General features: G+C 69.0%; 14 protein-coding genes. 5 read left to right on the forward strand and 9 right to left on the reverse strand.

Going from position 1 to position 14,316, the window contains the following annotated elements:
- Positions 1-774, reverse strand: a 774-nt coding sequence (locus FOZ70_RS28235; RefSeq protein ID WP_219707315.1) for a LysR family transcriptional regulator, incomplete at its 3' end; no start/stop codon positions are given.
- Between the two features lie 181 nt (positions 775-955).
- Positions 956-1,927: a GlxA family transcriptional regulator gene (locus tag FOZ70_RS28240; protein WP_042975508.1), complete on the reverse strand. Its 972-nt coding sequence runs from the start codon at positions 1,925-1,927 to the stop codon at positions 956-958.
- Between the two features lie 117 nt (positions 1,928-2,044).
- Between FOZ70_RS28240 and FOZ70_RS28245 the strand changes: the two genes are divergently transcribed.
- Complete coding sequence (locus tag FOZ70_RS28245; protein ID WP_021160187.1) at positions 2,045-2,728, forward strand: DJ-1/PfpI family protein; 684 nt, start codon at positions 2,045-2,047, stop codon at positions 2,726-2,728.
- Between the two features lie 67 nt (positions 2,729-2,795).
- Positions 2,796-3,107, forward strand: coding sequence for a cupin domain-containing protein (locus FOZ70_RS28250; protein ID WP_048026350.1), 312 nt, complete (start codon positions 2,796-2,798; stop codon positions 3,105-3,107).
- 58 nt (positions 3,108-3,165) lie between these two features.
- On the opposite strand, the gene FOZ70_RS28255 is transcribed toward FOZ70_RS28250, so the two are convergent.
- The 4 genes from FOZ70_RS28255 to FOZ70_RS28270 form a co-directional block, all read right to left on the reverse strand.
- The gene (locus FOZ70_RS28255; RefSeq protein ID WP_219707316.1) at positions 3,166-3,450 is read right to left on the reverse strand and encodes a PAAR domain-containing protein; all 285 of its coding nucleotides are present in this window, start codon (positions 3,448-3,450) and stop codon (positions 3,166-3,168) included.
- Positions 3,451-3,588: 138 nt separating this feature from the next.
- A complete protein-coding gene (locus tag FOZ70_RS28260; RefSeq protein WP_175890963.1) occupies positions 3,589-4,791 on the reverse strand; it encodes a porin in 1,203 nt (400 codons plus the stop codon).
- 116 nt (positions 4,792-4,907) lie between these two features.
- Complete coding sequence (locus FOZ70_RS28265; protein ID WP_219707317.1) at positions 4,908-6,380, reverse strand: amidase; 1,473 nt, start codon at positions 6,378-6,380, stop codon at positions 4,908-4,910.
- Positions 6,381-6,443: 63 nt separating this feature from the next.
- Positions 6,444-7,760: an MFS transporter gene (locus tag FOZ70_RS28270; RefSeq protein ID WP_021160182.1), complete on the reverse strand. Its 1,317-nt coding sequence runs from the start codon at positions 7,758-7,760 to the stop codon at positions 6,444-6,446.
- Between the two features lie 199 nt (positions 7,761-7,959).
- Between FOZ70_RS28270 and FOZ70_RS28275 the strand changes: the two genes are divergently transcribed.
- Complete coding sequence (locus FOZ70_RS28275) at positions 7,960-8,877, forward strand: LysR substrate-binding domain-containing protein (RefSeq protein ID WP_021160181.1); 918 nt, start codon at positions 7,960-7,962, stop codon at positions 8,875-8,877.
- Positions 8,878-8,886: 9 nt separating this feature from the next.
- On the opposite strand, the gene FOZ70_RS28280 is transcribed toward FOZ70_RS28275, so the two are convergent.
- A complete protein-coding gene (locus FOZ70_RS28280; RefSeq protein WP_219707325.1) occupies positions 8,887-9,273 on the reverse strand; it encodes an MAPEG family protein in 387 nt (128 codons plus the stop codon).
- A gap of 426 nt (positions 9,274-9,699) precedes the next feature.
- Between FOZ70_RS28280 and FOZ70_RS28285 the strand changes: the two genes are divergently transcribed.
- Positions 9,700-12,807, forward strand: coding sequence for a transglycosylase domain-containing protein (locus FOZ70_RS28285; RefSeq protein WP_219707318.1), 3,108 nt, complete (start codon positions 9,700-9,702; stop codon positions 12,805-12,807).
- 34 nt (positions 12,808-12,841) lie between these two features.
- On the opposite strand, the gene FOZ70_RS28290 is transcribed toward FOZ70_RS28285, so the two are convergent.
- Positions 12,842-13,189, reverse strand: coding sequence for a GFA family protein (locus FOZ70_RS28290; protein WP_048026339.1), 348 nt, complete (start codon positions 13,187-13,189; stop codon positions 12,842-12,844).
- A gap of 152 nt (positions 13,190-13,341) precedes the next feature.
- On the opposite strand from FOZ70_RS28290, the gene FOZ70_RS28295 reads away from it, so the two are divergent.
- Complete coding sequence (locus FOZ70_RS28295) at positions 13,342-13,587, forward strand: DUF1272 domain-containing protein (RefSeq protein ID WP_021160177.1); 246 nt, start codon at positions 13,342-13,344, stop codon at positions 13,585-13,587.
- 27 nt (positions 13,588-13,614) lie between these two features.
- Here the strand turns inward: FOZ70_RS28295 and FOZ70_RS28300 are convergent, their stop codons facing one another.
- Complete coding sequence (locus FOZ70_RS28300) at positions 13,615-14,298, reverse strand: FCD domain-containing protein (RefSeq protein ID WP_111938853.1); 684 nt, start codon at positions 14,296-14,298, stop codon at positions 13,615-13,617.
- Positions 14,299-14,316 lie beyond the last annotated feature (18 nt).

The following is a 14,316-nucleotide window of genomic DNA, read 5'->3' on the forward strand; positions in this document are numbered from 1 at the left end:
CACCTCGACCAGCGAGCCGTCGAGCAGGTTCGGCAGCACCATGAACAGCGTCGGCTGGATCATCCCGAACCCTTCGAGCCCGCACGTCACGTAGGCATCCGAATCATTGACCGTGACGCTGCCGTTCATCCGCACCTCGAACGGCTTCCCGTCGATCATGAACACCCACGGAATCGCACGCGCGCCGTGGCTCGCACGGAAATTCACCGCGTGATGGTCGGCGAGATCGGCAATCTCGTGCGGCTCGCCGTGACGCGCGAGGTAATCGGGCGACGCGCAGGTCACGCGCTTCAGCATCCCGATCCGCCGCGCGACCATCGACGAATCCTCGAGCGGCCCGACCCGGATCATGCAGTCGATGCCCTCCTCGACCGGATCCACGTAGCGGTCGGAGAGCCCCAGCTCAAGCGTGATGTCGGGGTAGCGCTGCCGGAAAATCGACAGCGACGGCAGCACGATGCGCCGCCCGAGCGAACTCGGCATGTGGACACGCAGCACGCCGCTCGGCTTGCGATTGCCCGTCTGGAAACTCGCGTCGGCCTCCGCGATCTCCGAGATGATCTTCGTGCAATGCTCGTAGTACGCCGCACCTTCCGGCGTCAGCGACAGCCTGCGTGTCGTCCGGTGCATCAGGCGCACGCCCAGCAGCGCCTCGAGGTTCTGAATGATGGTCGTCACCGACGCGCGCGGCATCGCGAGCGTGTCGGCCGCGCGTGTGAAGCTGTTCGCGTCGACCACACGGGTAAAAACTTCCATTGCCTGGATTCGGTCCATGCTGCTCCCCCTTCGAATCGCCAACGGAACAGAATAGAGCGCGCGACGGGCACGGCACAAGCCCCCGCCCATTGTTCTCCGATCCTGAATAGTTTCTGCGTTTCGGACTGGAAATCGATCGATTTCCGTTCAGTCGCACCCGGCGATCGTTCCGGCCCCGAGCGCAGCCGTACGCCGTGCGTTATCGCACGAATCGCTCGCGATAGCCTTGCGGCGACACGCCCAGCACCCGCACGAAACAGCGTCGCAGCGTCTCCTCGGAGCCGAAGCCGCAACGCGCGGCGATCCGCTTGACGGGCCACGCCGTTTCGCCGAGCAGGCGCTGCGCGGCCTCGACGCGGAGCTGCTCGACCGCGCGCGCAGGGGTGCGGCCGGTGCCCGCGCGGTAGTGGCGCACGAAGCTGCGCTCGCTCATGCTTGCGCGCTCGGCCAGCGCGGGCACCGACAGGTCGGCCGTCAGGTGCTCCGCCATCCACGCATGCAGTTCGCCGAACCGGTCGTCGGTGCGTTGCATCGACAGCATCGTGCTGAACTGCGCCTGTCCGCCCGGGCGCTTCAGGAACACGACGAGTTCGCGCGCGACGTCGAGCGCGGTTGCCCGCCCCAGGTCCTCCTCGACCAGCGCGAGCGCGAGATCGATGCCGGCCGTCACGCCGGCCGAGGTCCACAGCGCGCCTTCGCGGATGAAGATCGGATCGGATTCGACGTGCACGTTCGGATAGCGCGCCGCGAACTCGTCGCAACGCGCCCAGTGCGTGACCGCACGGCGCCCGTCGAGCAGGCCGGCCTCGGCGAGCAGGAATGCGCCGGTGCAGACGGACGCCACGCGCCGCGTGCGCGCCGCCTGCTGCCGCACCCAGCGCACCAGCCGTGCGTCCCGGGATGCCGCATGCACGCCCTTGCCGCCGGCGACGATCAGCGTATCGGGATGGCGTGCGGCCGAGCGCAGCGACTCGGCCATCACGACGAGACCCGACGACGTCTCGACGGGCCCCGCCTCGGCCGCGACGACACGCGGCGCGTAGGGCGCCGGCTGGCCGCGCTCCAGCGCGAGCTCGTTGACGGACGCAAACACCTGCAGCGGCCCCGACACGTCGAGCAGCTGGGCACGAGGGAACGCGAGGACCAGGATCGAACGCGGGGCGGCAGGCATGGCGATTGGCTGAAAACGTGGGCGATATGGCAATTTCGCCAAACACTACGCGCCTAGAATCGATCTGTCCATCCCGCGCCGGCAACGGTGCGTCCCCCTTCCAACCGGAGTCTTCGCATGACCCTGCATATCGGCTTTCTCGTGTTCCCGGGCGTCCAGCAACTCGATCTCACCGGCCCGCACGACGTGCTCGCGTCGCTGCCCGACGCGGCCGTCCACCTGGTCTGGAAGTCGCGCGACACCGTCGCGTCGAGCAGCGGGCTCGCGCTCGCGCCGACCTGCACGTTCGACGATTGCCCGCCGCTCGACGTGATCTGCATTCCGGGCGGCATCGGGATCAACGAACTGCTGCTCGATGCCGAAACGATCGCCTTCGTGCAGCAGCGCGCGGCCACCGCGCGCTACGTGACGTCGGTCTGCACGGGCGCGCTGCTGCTCGGCGTGGCCGGCCTGCTGCGCGGGCGGCGCGCGACGACGCACTGGGCATTCCACACGCTGCTCGAACCGCTCGGCGCGGTGCCGGTGCGCGAGCGCGTGGTGCGCGACGGCAACCTGATCACGGGCGGCGGCGTCACGGCCGGCATCGACTTCGCGTTGACGATCGCCGCGGAACTGGCCGGCGACGAGGAAGCACAGGCGATCCAGCTGCAACTCGAATACGCGCCCGCACCGCCGTTCGACGCCGGTTCGCCGGACACCGCGCCGGCAGCCGTCGTGAAGCGCGTCACCGAACGTTCGGCGGCCGGTTTCGCGAAGCGCAAGGCGACGATCGAGCAGGCGCTGCGCGCGATGTCGCGCTGAATGCGGGTACGGGGAAATTGCCTCGACGACTGAAAGACGACCCGCACTCGCGCCGGAGAACATATCGATGAACATCGTCCGCAGCGCCGCGTTCACCGCGGACCGTGCGTGGGGCGCGCTCGACATCGCGAACCTGCGCGGCATCACGGTTCGCCTGCACTGGACCGACCAGCCGTATCGATGGCACGTGAACGACGGCGAGGAAGTGTTCGCGGTGCTCGACGGTCGCGTCGAGATGCGTTATCGGGAAGCAGGCGTCGAGCACGCGACGGTGCTCGAAACGGGTGACGTATTCCACGCGACGGCCGGCACCGAGCACGTCGCGCATCCGCTCGGCGAAGCACGCATCCTCGTGATCGAAACCGAAGGCAGCGTCTGACGGCCATTGGCCGTGCGTCGAGGCCGCGTGGATGCCGACCGCATCCGCGCGGCGGGTTTCATCCGGTGATCGTCCCGGTGGCCTGCGACGCGATCAGCTTCGGCTGCGGCGTGCATTGGCACTGGCACAGGTCGTGTTCGAGCGCGACGACCTTGCCCATCACGGTCATCGTCCGATCGCCGCCGTCGGACACGATCACGCCGGGCGACTTGCAGGCGGCACAGAACACCGACGCGCCGAGATAGGCGAGTTCACGTCCGTCGAACGACGAATTGGCGATCCCTTCGAGCACCACGCCGCCGTGGTCGGTCGTGTCGCCCTTCAGAATGAATTTGCGGCTCATGTGTCGGTTCTTCCCTCGGAAATGCCGTGCAGCGCGGCATCAAGGCCGCACACGGGCAATCGGAATCCGCCCGTCGATCGCGGGCGTGCCGCGAGCATATCACCGCTCGCGGCCGCCGCCTGCCGATCGCCGCATTCGTCAGAACTTGTGCCGGATGCCGATCCGCGCCTCGAACTGGCGGTCGTTCGCGGACGCGCCGGGGCCGTTGATCGCGGCAACCGCCGCATGCCCCGTCGAATCGGTGCCCGACGCGCGCTGAAAGACGGCGGTCGCGTACACGTCGGTGCGCTTCGACAGGAAATAGTCGAGCCCGGCCGCCACCTGGTGGTACGTCGCGCCGTCGCGGCCGTTCACACCGCCGCCGCGCGTGTAGTCGTACGCGACGCCGCCGAACAGGTAGGGCGTGAACTGGTAGCGCACGCTGCCCTCGACGTTGTTGAACACCGCGTTGCCGGACACGCCACCGGGGTTCGGCCCGGACGACAGGTCGCCGAGCCCGCGGAACGACGTGTTCGTGTACATCGCGCCGAGCGTCACCGCGCCGATCGCGTAGGTGCCGCCCGCCGCCGCGACCTGCAGCGTGCGCGCCGACGCATAACCGGAATACACGGGCGACAGCATGTTGTTGCCCGGCACGCCGCCGACGACCGGCGCGGGGCTGCCGGTCGTGCCGAAGAACGACACGTTCGGGTTGCGCGCATTCAGGTAGCCGGCCGCGACCACGAGCGGCCCGCGCGTGTAGCCGGCCGTCATCGACCACACCTGGTTGCGCGTCGCCGCGCCCGCGATGCCGCCCACGCCGTACATGGCCGCGAAGCGCAATCCGCCGTAGTCGTTGCTGGTGAACTTGATCGCGTTGTTGGTCGAGTTCGCGTTGTTCACGTTGTCGAGATCGCCGGGGTGCGCAACCATGTAGCCGCCGAACAGCGCGGCGGCCTCGAGCGGCCCGAGGAAGTCGACGTTGGTGTCGTACTGGCGCCCGAGCGTGACGGTGCCGAACGGCCCCGACAACCCGACGAACGCCTTCTTGCCGAAGATCAGCCCGCCCTGCCCGAGCTTGCCGGTGCTCGGGTCGAAGCCGTTCTCGAGCGTGAAGACGGCCGCCAGCCCGCCGCCGAGATCCTCGACGCCGCGCAGCCCCCAGCGGCTCGCCTGCTGCACGCTGCCGAGCATCCGCCACGCCGGCTTGCCGCTCACGGTGCCGTTCGGGCCGGCGACCGCAAGGTTGCTCGTATAGGTCAGCCCTTCGTCGATAATGCCGTACAGCGTCACGCTGCTCTGTGCGTGCGCCGCACCCGCGATCAGCGCGACGCCCGCGCCTGCCAACAGCCGTTTTTTCATCGGAAGGTCTCCATTGCGCGGGTCGAATGGCAAAACGCAGGCGTGCGCGTCCCCCGCAGGCGCGCGGCCTGCTCCGGAGCAAACCGGAACGGTCAGGGGTAAATCGGGGAGGACGGCTAGCGCATCGCGTCGGCGACGACCGCCGGTGGGGCCCAGCGGCGGCCGGCCGCGACTTCGTATGCGTGACCGAACTGCAGCACGCCCCAGTCGTCGCGATAGCGGCCGACGATCTGCATGCCGATCGGCAAACCGGTCGCGCCGAAGCCGCACGGCACCGACAGGATCGGCGCCTCGGTCGACGACAGGTACCAGCACACGCGCATCCAGTCGATGTACGACGTGCTCGCGGCCCCCTGCACGTGCGCAGGCGAGCGCAGGCCGACGTCGAACGGCATCACCTGTGTCGTCGGCAGCACGTAGAACGCGTAGCGCTGCATGAACGTGCGCATCCGCTCGAACAGCCGCGTCTTGCGCACGAACATGCGGCCGAGATCGGCGGCCGTCAGCGACCGATGCAGCCGGTATTCATCGTGAATCTCGGGCTTCAGCGCCGCACGCTGCGCATCGTCGAACCCGTCGACCAGCGTGCCGATCATCCATGCGCGCTCGATGCGGAACACGTCCTCGGCGTCCGACAGATCGGGATCGTCGAATTCGACTTCGCAGCCGAGCGCCGCGAACACACGCGCCTGCGCATCGACCGCCCGCGCGATCTCGGGATCGACCGGCACGCCGGGCAGGCCGCGCGACATCGCGATGCGCGTGCCGCGGAAGTCGCGTTCGAGCGGCTGCGCGAAGCGCGCGCCCGGGTCCGCGAGTTCGGTCGCGGTCTCGCCGCCCGGCCCGGCGATCGCCGACAGCAGCAACGCGGTATCGGCCACGTCGCGCGCCATCGGCCCGTCGACGCCGAGCGTCGCCCAGCCGTTCAGGTCGGGCGCGCGCGGCACGCGGCCCGGCGACGGCCGCAACCCGACGACGTTGTTCCACGCGGCCGGGTTGCGCAGCGAACCGCCCATGTCGCTGCCGCATGCGAGCGGATTCATCCCGCACGCGAGCGCGGCCGCCGCGCCGCCGCTGCTGCCGCCCGCGGAACGCGTCAGGTCCCACGGGTTGCGCGTCGCGCCGAACACGTCGTTGAACGTATGCGACCCGGCGCCGAATTCGGGCGTGTTCGACTTGCCGATCATCAGCGCACCGGCGCTCGCGCAGCGGCGCACGACGAGCGCGTCATGCAGCGGCACATGATCGGCGAACAACCGCGAACCGTAGGTCGTGCGCAGGCCGCGCGTCGCGGTGAGATCCTTCTGCGACACCGGCAGCCCGTGCAGCGGCCCCTGCCATTCGCCGCGCATCCAGCGGGCGTCGATGTCGCGCGCACGGGCGCGCAGCACGTCGGGATCGACGACGGTCACGAGCGCATTCACGCGCGGGTTGACCGTCGCGATCCGCGCGAGATGCGCGTCGAGCAGGTCGCACGCGCCGATCTGCCGTGTCTTCAGCAGGTCGAGCATCGTGCGGGCGGACAGGTCGCACAGGTCGCCGGCCATCACGTCGGCGGGCGGGGACGATAGCGAAACGGTAGCGGTCATACGGTTCGGGGCGAAGAGGGAAAAAAGCGGGGAAGAAAGCGGGAAGGAAGGCGGCGGCAGCGGTCACGCATCGTGTTCGCTGCGATCCGATGCGAACGCGAGCGCGACGAGCGACAGCACGCCGCAGACGATCACGTACCACGCTGGCGCCGCCGGATTGCCGGTCGCGCCGATCATCCACGTGACGATGAACTGCGCGAAGCCGCCGAAGATCGACACGCCGCCCGCATATGCGATCGACAGTGCGGTGGCGCGCGTGCTCTTCGGGAACAGCTCGGCGAGGATCACACCGTTCGCGCCCGCGTTGATCGAGTGCAGCGCGGCGAGCAGCATCACGACCGCGTACATCGTCGCGATCGACGGCACCGCGCGGATCAGCCAGAAGCCCGGCAGGATCAGCACGGTCAGCGCGAGGCGCGACCACAGCGCGACGCGCTTGCTGCCGTTGCGATCCGACAGCCGTCCGCCGACGGGCGCGGCGACGAACATCACGGCGCCGGACAGGATCCCGCACCACAGCGCGGTATCCATCGGCAGGTGCAGCACCTTGATCGCGTACGTCGACATGTAATACAGCACGATGAAGTGCGCGGCCGTGCCGCCGACCACGAGGCCGAGCGCGGTCAGCACGGCGCCGCCGTCGCGCCGCAGCACGGTGCCGAGCACGGCCGACGAACGCCGCGCGGCCGCGGCCGGCGCGTGCTGCTCGAGCGCGCTGAAGCGTGCGCGCAGGTAGAGGCCGATCGGTGCGATCAGCACGCCCAGCAGGAACGGCACGCGCCAGCCCCACGCTTCGAGCGAGGCGGTATCGAGGAAATGCGACAGCAGGAAGCCGACGAACGAACCGGCCAGCGCCGCGGCGCCCTGGCTCGCGAACTGCCAGCTCGTGTAGTAGCCGCGTTCGCCGGCCGGCGCGCGCTCGGCGAGCAGCGACGTCGATACGCCGACCTCGCCGCCGGCCGAAAAGCCCTGCAGCAGCCGCGCGACGACGACCAGCACGGGCGCCGCGATGCCGATCTGCGCATAGGTCGGCAGCACGCCGATCATCCCGGTGCCGATCGCCATCGTGACGAGCGTGAGGTTCATCGCGGGCACGCGGCCGAAGCGGTCGGCGACGAGCCCGATCACGACACCGCCGATCGGCCGCGCGATGAAGCCGACGCCGAAGGTCGCGACCGACATCAGCAACTGCTGCTGCGCGGAGACCGCGGGAAAGAACAGTTTGCCGAGCAGCACCGCGAAGAAACTGAACACGGTGAGATCGAAGAATTCGAGGCCGTTGCCGATCGTGATCGCGACAATCAGCTGACGATTGGACGGGGATGCGGCAACGTCGCCGACATGCCCGCCGAACATGCTGCCTGCTCGGGGCGCCTTCATGAAGGTGTGTCTCCGTACTGGTTATGCGTGTCGTGTGCACGGCCCGTTGGACGGCCTGCGCATGCAGTCTAGGCATTCAAAATACGCAGCCCGGAGCGACATTTTTCGATCGTGATAACGCACGGTTATCGCGTGCTTTCCGCGCGGAAACGCGGTGTAGGATACGAACGTCGCCACCGCCGCCGCGCCCCGCCTCGCCGTGAAACACCACCAGCTCCGGGCGCTTGCCGCCATCGCCGAACACGGCAGCCTGCGCGCGGCCGCGCGCGCGATCCACCTGTCGCAGCCCGCGCTGACGAAGGCGATCCGCGAACTCGAACTCGATCTCGGCGTGCCGCTCGTCACGCGCAACGCGCGCGGCGCGCAGCTCACGCGTTTCGGGCAGGCCGTCTATGCCCGCGCGCGGCTGATCCTCGCGGAGATGCAGCACGCGCGCGACGACGTGATCCAGCTGTCGGGCGGCAAGGAAGGTGCGCTCGCATGCGCGCTGACGCCGCTGGTGTCGCTCGGCTTCCTGCCGGCCGCGCTCGACGCGTTCCGGCAGCGCATGCCGACGATCCGCCTCGACGTGCGCGAAGGATTTCTCGACACGGCGCTGCCGCGGCTGCGCGACGGCTCGCTCGACTTCGTGATCGCGATCGTCGACGCGGCCCGGCTGTCGCCGGAATTCACGTTCCGGCCGCTGCTCGAATCGGAATTGATCCTGATGACGCGCGCGAGCAATCCGCTGCGTCACTGCACGTCGCTCGCGCAATTGCAGGACGCGCAGTGGATCCTCAACACGTCGCCTGAAAGCATCGGCCGGCTGCTGCAGGACGTGTTCGTCGCACACGGTTATCCGGCGCCGCAGCCGATCGTCGAATGCACGTCGTTCAGCGCGGCGTTTTCGCTGTCGGTGCACACCGACACCGTGTCGTGCGTGCCGAAGAGCTTCATGGAAATCGACTGGATTCGCGAGCGGATGGTCGCGATCGACGTGGAGGAAACGATTCCGGCCGTGTCGGTCGGCGTGCTCACGCGCCGCGATGCGCTGAACACGATTGCCTGCGACTACCTGATCCACTGCTTCGTCGAAGCCGTGCGCCGGCACGATCGCGCGACGCTGCTATGGCGGTAGCGCCAGCGTTCAGACGAACAGCGCGATGCACAGCGCGGCCCCGCACAGGTACGTGCCGAGCGCGCCGATGAAACGCACGGGATTCGGGTTGGCCATCGTCGGCCACGCGAGCAATCCGATCACCAGCAGGCAGCGGCACGCGGTTGCCGCGACGATCAGCGCGAGGAGCGCGCGAGACGGATCGTGCGCGCCGAAATGGAGAAACAGCACCGCGAGGAACGGCGCGTATTCGGCCGTGTTGCCGTGCGCACGCACGATCTTGTGCAGCCCGTTCGTCGGGTCGGACGCACACCCGGACCCGATGGTGCATCGAAAGCGCGTGACGGACACGACGAACCCGAGCCCGAACAGCAGCAGCCCGAGGATGGCCGTGCACACGAGTGCGACGGGATGGATCGCCCTGGGACTCCGGGCGGAAGCGGACATGCGCCGCACATCCGGCGATCGTACCCGCCGCCGGCGCGCGCGGCTATCGCGGATACCCGTAGCGTCGCCGTGCGACGCCTCTCTTTCACGAACGGGTTCCGGCCCGAATTGGAACGATGCCGCAGCGCACGAAATCCGTGCATCGTCCGTCGGCCCGGCCACGCGGGCCTGGCCGCCGCCGCCCCTGCCACGCGGACGTCGCCGCGCGCAACGCGCAAACGTTTGAGCCGCAGCGGCGCGCACCATCGCGGCGCGGCGCCCGTTGCCCCGCGTCACAGGCATGCACGTTGCGTCGACGCATCTCGGTAGTCGACGCCCTTGGCAGCCCGCTGCGGAGGACTACACTAATCCTTAATGGGGTGCGGCCGGAGCCCGCGCCTTCAGGGAGACGCCGCCATGAATCGGCCGCTGAATCGTATCCTGCCGCGCGTGACCGGTCCCGCATCGGTCTGGACGTGGGTCAAGTGGTCCCTGCTCGCCGCGCTGCTGATCGCGGTGGCGATCGTCGCGCGGCTCGTGCAGAGCGAGATCGAAACGTCCCGGCTGCAGGCGCACTACCTGTCCGATCTCACCCGCGACGTCGGCTACACGCTCGAGGCGGGCCCGAGCGATCGCATCCGCTTCCCCGCGAACGGCCCGTACGACCAGCGCCTCGGCTACGCGATGATTCCGGCGTTCCAGGAACGGCTGCTCGCGCGCGGCTTCGTCGTCGGCAAGCAGGCGCGCGATTCGCAGCGGATGCTGTCGATCGGCGATCGCGGGCTGTTCCTCCCGTTCGAGGAGAAGGACCAGGCGGGCCTGACGCTGTTCGACTCGACCGGTGCACCGCTGTTCGCGACCGTGTTCCCGCAGCGCGTCTATGCCGACTTCGACAGGGTGCCGCGCGTGATCGCCGATTCGCTGCTGTTCATCGAGGATCGCTACCTGCTCGACGCGAACGAGCCGAACCGCAACCCGGCAATCGACTGGGGGCGCTTCAGCCGCGCGCTCGCCGACCAGGCGCTGCACGTCGTCAACCGCCACCAGGCGCGCCCGGGCGGCAGCACGCTCGCGACACAGATCGAGAAGTTCCGACATTCGCCCGAGGGCCGCACCGCGACGCCGCCCGAGAAGCTGCGGCAGATCGCGTCGGCGTCGGTGCGTGCGTACCTGAACGGTCCGCAGACGATGCCCGCGCGCCGTACCATCGTCGTGCGCTACCTGAATTCCGTCCCGCTCGCCGCGCGGCCGCACATCGGCGAGATCACTGGCATCGGCGACGGTCTCGCCGCGTGGTACGGCCGCGACTTCAACGACGTGAACCGCATCCTGTCCGCGCCGACGACGGGCGACAACGTCGACGAACAGGGCAAGGCGTTCCGCGAGGTGCTGTCGCTGATCATCGCGCAGCGCGCGCCGTCGTACTTCCTCAATCGCGGTTATCCGGCCCTGGAGCGGCTGACCGACAGCTACCTGAGGCTGCTGTCGAACGGCGGCGTGATCTCGCCGGCGCTGCGCGACGCCGCGCTTGCCGCGCAGATCGAACGCAGCGCGCCGCCGGCCGCCGCGCACGTGCAGTCGTTCGTGTCGCGCAAGGCCGTGACGTCCGCGCGCGCGTCGCTGCTGTCGGCGCTCGGCATCAGCGACCTGTACCAGCTCGACCAGTTCGACCTGCAGGCGACCAGCACGCTCGACAACGGCGTGCAGCAGGCCGTCGCCGAACGGCTCGCACGGGCGTCGACGCGCGACGGCGCGCAGGCGGCCGGCCTGTACGGTTTCGAGATGCTCGCGCCGAAGGACGACCCGTCGCACCTCACGTACAGCTTCACGCTGTACGAACACCGCAACGGCGCGAACCTGCTGCGCGTGCAGACCGACAGCGTGAACGAGCCGTTCGACGTCAATCGCGGCGGCCGCATCAACCTCGGCTCGACCGCGAAGCTGCGCACGCTGATCACCTACCTGCAGATCGTGTCCGACCTGCATGCACGCTACGCGAACCTGTCGAACGCGGAGCTGGCCCGCGTGAAGCCCGACCCGATCGACGGGCTGTCGCACTGGGCGCTCGACTACCTGTCGCATACGCGCGACCGCTCGCTGCAGGCGATGCTCGACGCGGCCGTCGAACGCAAGTATTCGGCGAGCCCCGACGTGTTCTACACGGGCGGCGGCGCACAGGTGTTCTCGAATTTCGAAAAGTCGGACAACGGCCGCATCCTGACGCTGCACGCGGCCTTCGAGCACTCGGTCAACCTCGTGTTCGTGCGGCTGATGCGCGACATCGTCCACTACGAGACGCTGCAGGCGGCCGGCCCGTCGTCGTCGTGGCTCGGCGACCCCGAACAGCGCCGGCATTACCTGCAGCAGTTCGTCGACGGTGAAAGCCAGGTCTACGTGAAGCGCTACTACACGCGCTATGCGGGCAAGGCGCCCGACGACGCGCTCGCGCTGATGCTGAAGGACGTGCGCAAGTCGCCGCCGAAGATCGCGACGGTGCTGCGCAGCGTCGCGCCGAACGAATCGCTCGCATGGTTCGACGCGCAGATGCGCGCGCAACTGAAGGGCACGCCGGCCGCGACACTGTCCGACGACGATCTCGCCAGGCTCTACGCGAAATATGCGATCGACCGCTTCAACCTCAACGATCGCGGTTATATCGCGAGCGTGCATCCGCTCGCGCTGTGGACGCTCAACTACCTGCGCGCCCACCCGGCGGCGCCGCTTGCCGATGTCCAGCGCGACAGCCGCGACGCGCGTTTCTACACGTACTCGTGGCTGTACAAGACGCGCTACCACGCGACCCAGGACCGCCGCATCCGTCGCATGGTCGAACTGCGCGCGTACGCGGAGATCACGAAGTCGTGGCGGGCACTCGGCTACCCGTTCGCGGAAGTCACGCCGTCGTACGCGGCCGCGATCGGCGCATCGGGCGACCAGCCCGACGCGCTCGCGAAACTGATCGGCCTGATCGCGAACGGCGGGCAGAAAGCGCCGACCGAGACGATCACGCAGCTCGACTTCGCGAAGGGCACACCGTACGAAACGCGCTTCGTGCGCGCGGCCGCGCAGCCGCAACCGATGCTGTCGCCGGAGATCGTCAACGTCGCGCACACGCTGCTGCGCGACGTCGTGCTCAACGGCACCGCGCGCCGCCTCGCGGGCGGCTTCACGCTGCCCGACGGCAAGACGCTCGACGTGTACGGCAAGACCGGGACGGGCGACCAGCGCTTCAACGTCTATGCGCGCGGCGCACGGCTGATCGAGTCGCGCAAGGTGAACCGCAGCGGCACGTTCGTGTTCGTGCTCGGCGACCGGTTCTTCGGGGTCCTGACGGCAACCGCGCACGAACCGTACGCGGCACGCTACGACTTCACGAGCGCGATGGCCGTGCAGTTGCTGAAGTCGATGGCGCCGGCACTCGCGCCGCTGATCGAACGCCCGGCCGGCTCCGGCACGCATACCGCGGGCGCCGCCCCGCAGGCGGCAGCGCCGGCGACAGGTGCCGCGGCCGCGCAACCGTCCTGACGGCCGCACGTCGTGCCATGCGCCGACGCGCCGCTCAGTGCGAGCGGCCGTCGTAGTGCGTGACCGGCAGCGCGTCGAGATCGACACCTTCGAGACAGCGCACATTGATCGCGACCATCGCGGTGCCGTTCGGGTGGACGCCCTCGCCGAACGTGTGAATCCCGCAGCGCTTGCAGAAGCGGTGCTTGATCACGTGCTTGTTGAACATGTAGGTGGCGAGATGCGCGTCGGGCGTGAGCAGCGTCATGCGATCGCGCGGCACGAACCACATCAGCGCGCCCTTGCGTTGGCAGATCGAGCAGTTGCACGCCATCACGCCCTGCAGGTCGCCTTCCGCCTCGAACTTCACGTCTCCGCAATGACAGCTTCCGCGATAAATCATGGTCGTCTCCCGGTGCGGCCCGTGCGCATCGGCGGCGCCCCGGCGGGACACCGTTGGCCAGACCGATCAAGGCAGGTACAGTAGCGCGCAGATGCGCCGCGCGCAATGTCCGGCGGCGCCCTTCCCGCCCTGTCCGAACAAGGAAAACCGTCATGCTCGAAATGCGCCCCGGCTGCGAATGCTGCGACAAGGACCTGCCGCCCGATTCGGCGGATGCCCGCATCTGTACGTTCGAATGCACGTTCTGCGCGACCTGCGCCGACGACGTACTGAAGGGCCGCTGCCCTAACTGCGGCGGCGACTTCGCCGTGCGCCCGCGGCGACCGGCGAGCCTGCTCGCGAAATACCCGGCGTCGACCGAGCGCATCCACAAGCCGGGCGGCTGCGCGAACGCCTGACCGCGCCGCGCCGCCCGCCGTTTCGCGTCACGACATCTCGATCCGCGCGCGCGTCACCGCGAGCAGCGCCGCCATCGCGCGGCGCGCACCGTCCTCGTCGCGCATGCGGATCGCGTCGCTGACGGCCGTGTGCTCGGCGAGCGACGCGTTGTACACGTCCGCGCGGCGCGCGTTCAGGTGCAGCTGCGCCTCGAGCGTGCGATCGATCAGCGTGCCGAGCGGCACCAGCAGTTCGTTGCCGCCGGCCTCGAGCACGCTCAGGTGAAAACGCAGGTCGGCGCGCACCCATTCGTCGACGTTGCGCGCAGCGGCCATCGCACGCGCCGCGCCGTCGATCGCATCGAACGTTGCCGGTGTATGCATGCGCGCGGCGAGCGCGGCCGCGTATGGCTCGACCATCTCGCGCATCTCCTGCAGCTTCAGCGCGAACGCGAGCGGCGGCGCGACGCGCGCATACCAGTCGAGCAGGTCGGCGTCGAGCAGGTTCCATACGCCGCGCGGCCGCACGCGCGTGCCGATCTTCGGCCGCGACTCGACGAGCCCCTTCGACGTGAGCGTGCGCAGCGCCTCGCGCATCACCGTGCGGCTCACGCCGTACATCTCCATCAGGTCGGGTTCCCTCGGCAGCAGCGACTCGGGCGGGTAGTCGCCGCGCAGGATCGCCGTGGCGAGCCGGAAGGCCGTCTGTCCATGCAGGTCGCGTCGAATGATCGTTCTCCGTTATGCCGG

The organism is Burkholderia sp. COPS (genome assembly GCF_019425585.1).
GTDB lineage: Bacteria > Pseudomonadota > Gammaproteobacteria > Burkholderiales > Burkholderiaceae > Burkholderia > Burkholderia cepacia.

What these genes read in the sequence shown, in the direction of transcription:
- FOZ70_RS28270 (WP_021160182.1), bottom strand. Translation starts at nt 7,760, where the DNA reads ATGAAGGCGCCCCGAGCAGGCAGCATGTTCGGCGGGCATGTCGGCGAC.
- FOZ70_RS28240 (WP_042975508.1), bottom strand. Translation starts at nt 1,927, where the DNA reads ATGCCTGCCGCCCCGCGTTCGATCCTGGTCCTCGCGTTCCCTCGTGCC.
- FOZ70_RS28250 (WP_048026350.1), top strand. Translation starts at nt 2,796, where the DNA reads ATGAACATCGTCCGCAGCGCCGCGTTCACCGCGGACCGTGCGTGGGGC.
- FOZ70_RS28265 (WP_219707317.1), bottom strand. Translation starts at nt 6,380, where the DNA reads ATGACCGCTACCGTTTCGCTATCGTCCCCGCCCGCCGACGTGATGGCC.
- FOZ70_RS28260 (WP_175890963.1), bottom strand. Translation starts at nt 4,791, where the DNA reads ATGAAAAAACGGCTGTTGGCAGGCGCGGGCGTCGCGCTGATCGCGGGT.
- FOZ70_RS28285 (WP_219707318.1), top strand. Translation starts at nt 9,700, where the DNA reads ATGAATCGGCCGCTGAATCGTATCCTGCCGCGCGTGACCGGTCCCGCA.
- FOZ70_RS28295 (WP_021160177.1), top strand. Translation starts at nt 13,342, where the DNA reads ATGCTCGAAATGCGCCCCGGCTGCGAATGCTGCGACAAGGACCTGCCG.
- FOZ70_RS28245 (WP_021160187.1), top strand. Translation starts at nt 2,045, where the DNA reads ATGACCCTGCATATCGGCTTTCTCGTGTTCCCGGGCGTCCAGCAACTC.
- FOZ70_RS28290 (WP_048026339.1), bottom strand. Translation starts at nt 13,189, where the DNA reads ATGATTTATCGCGGAAGCTGTCATTGCGGAGACGTGAAGTTCGAGGCG.
- FOZ70_RS28255 (WP_219707316.1), bottom strand. Translation starts at nt 3,450, where the DNA reads ATGAGCCGCAAATTCATTCTGAAGGGCGACACGACCGACCACGGCGGC.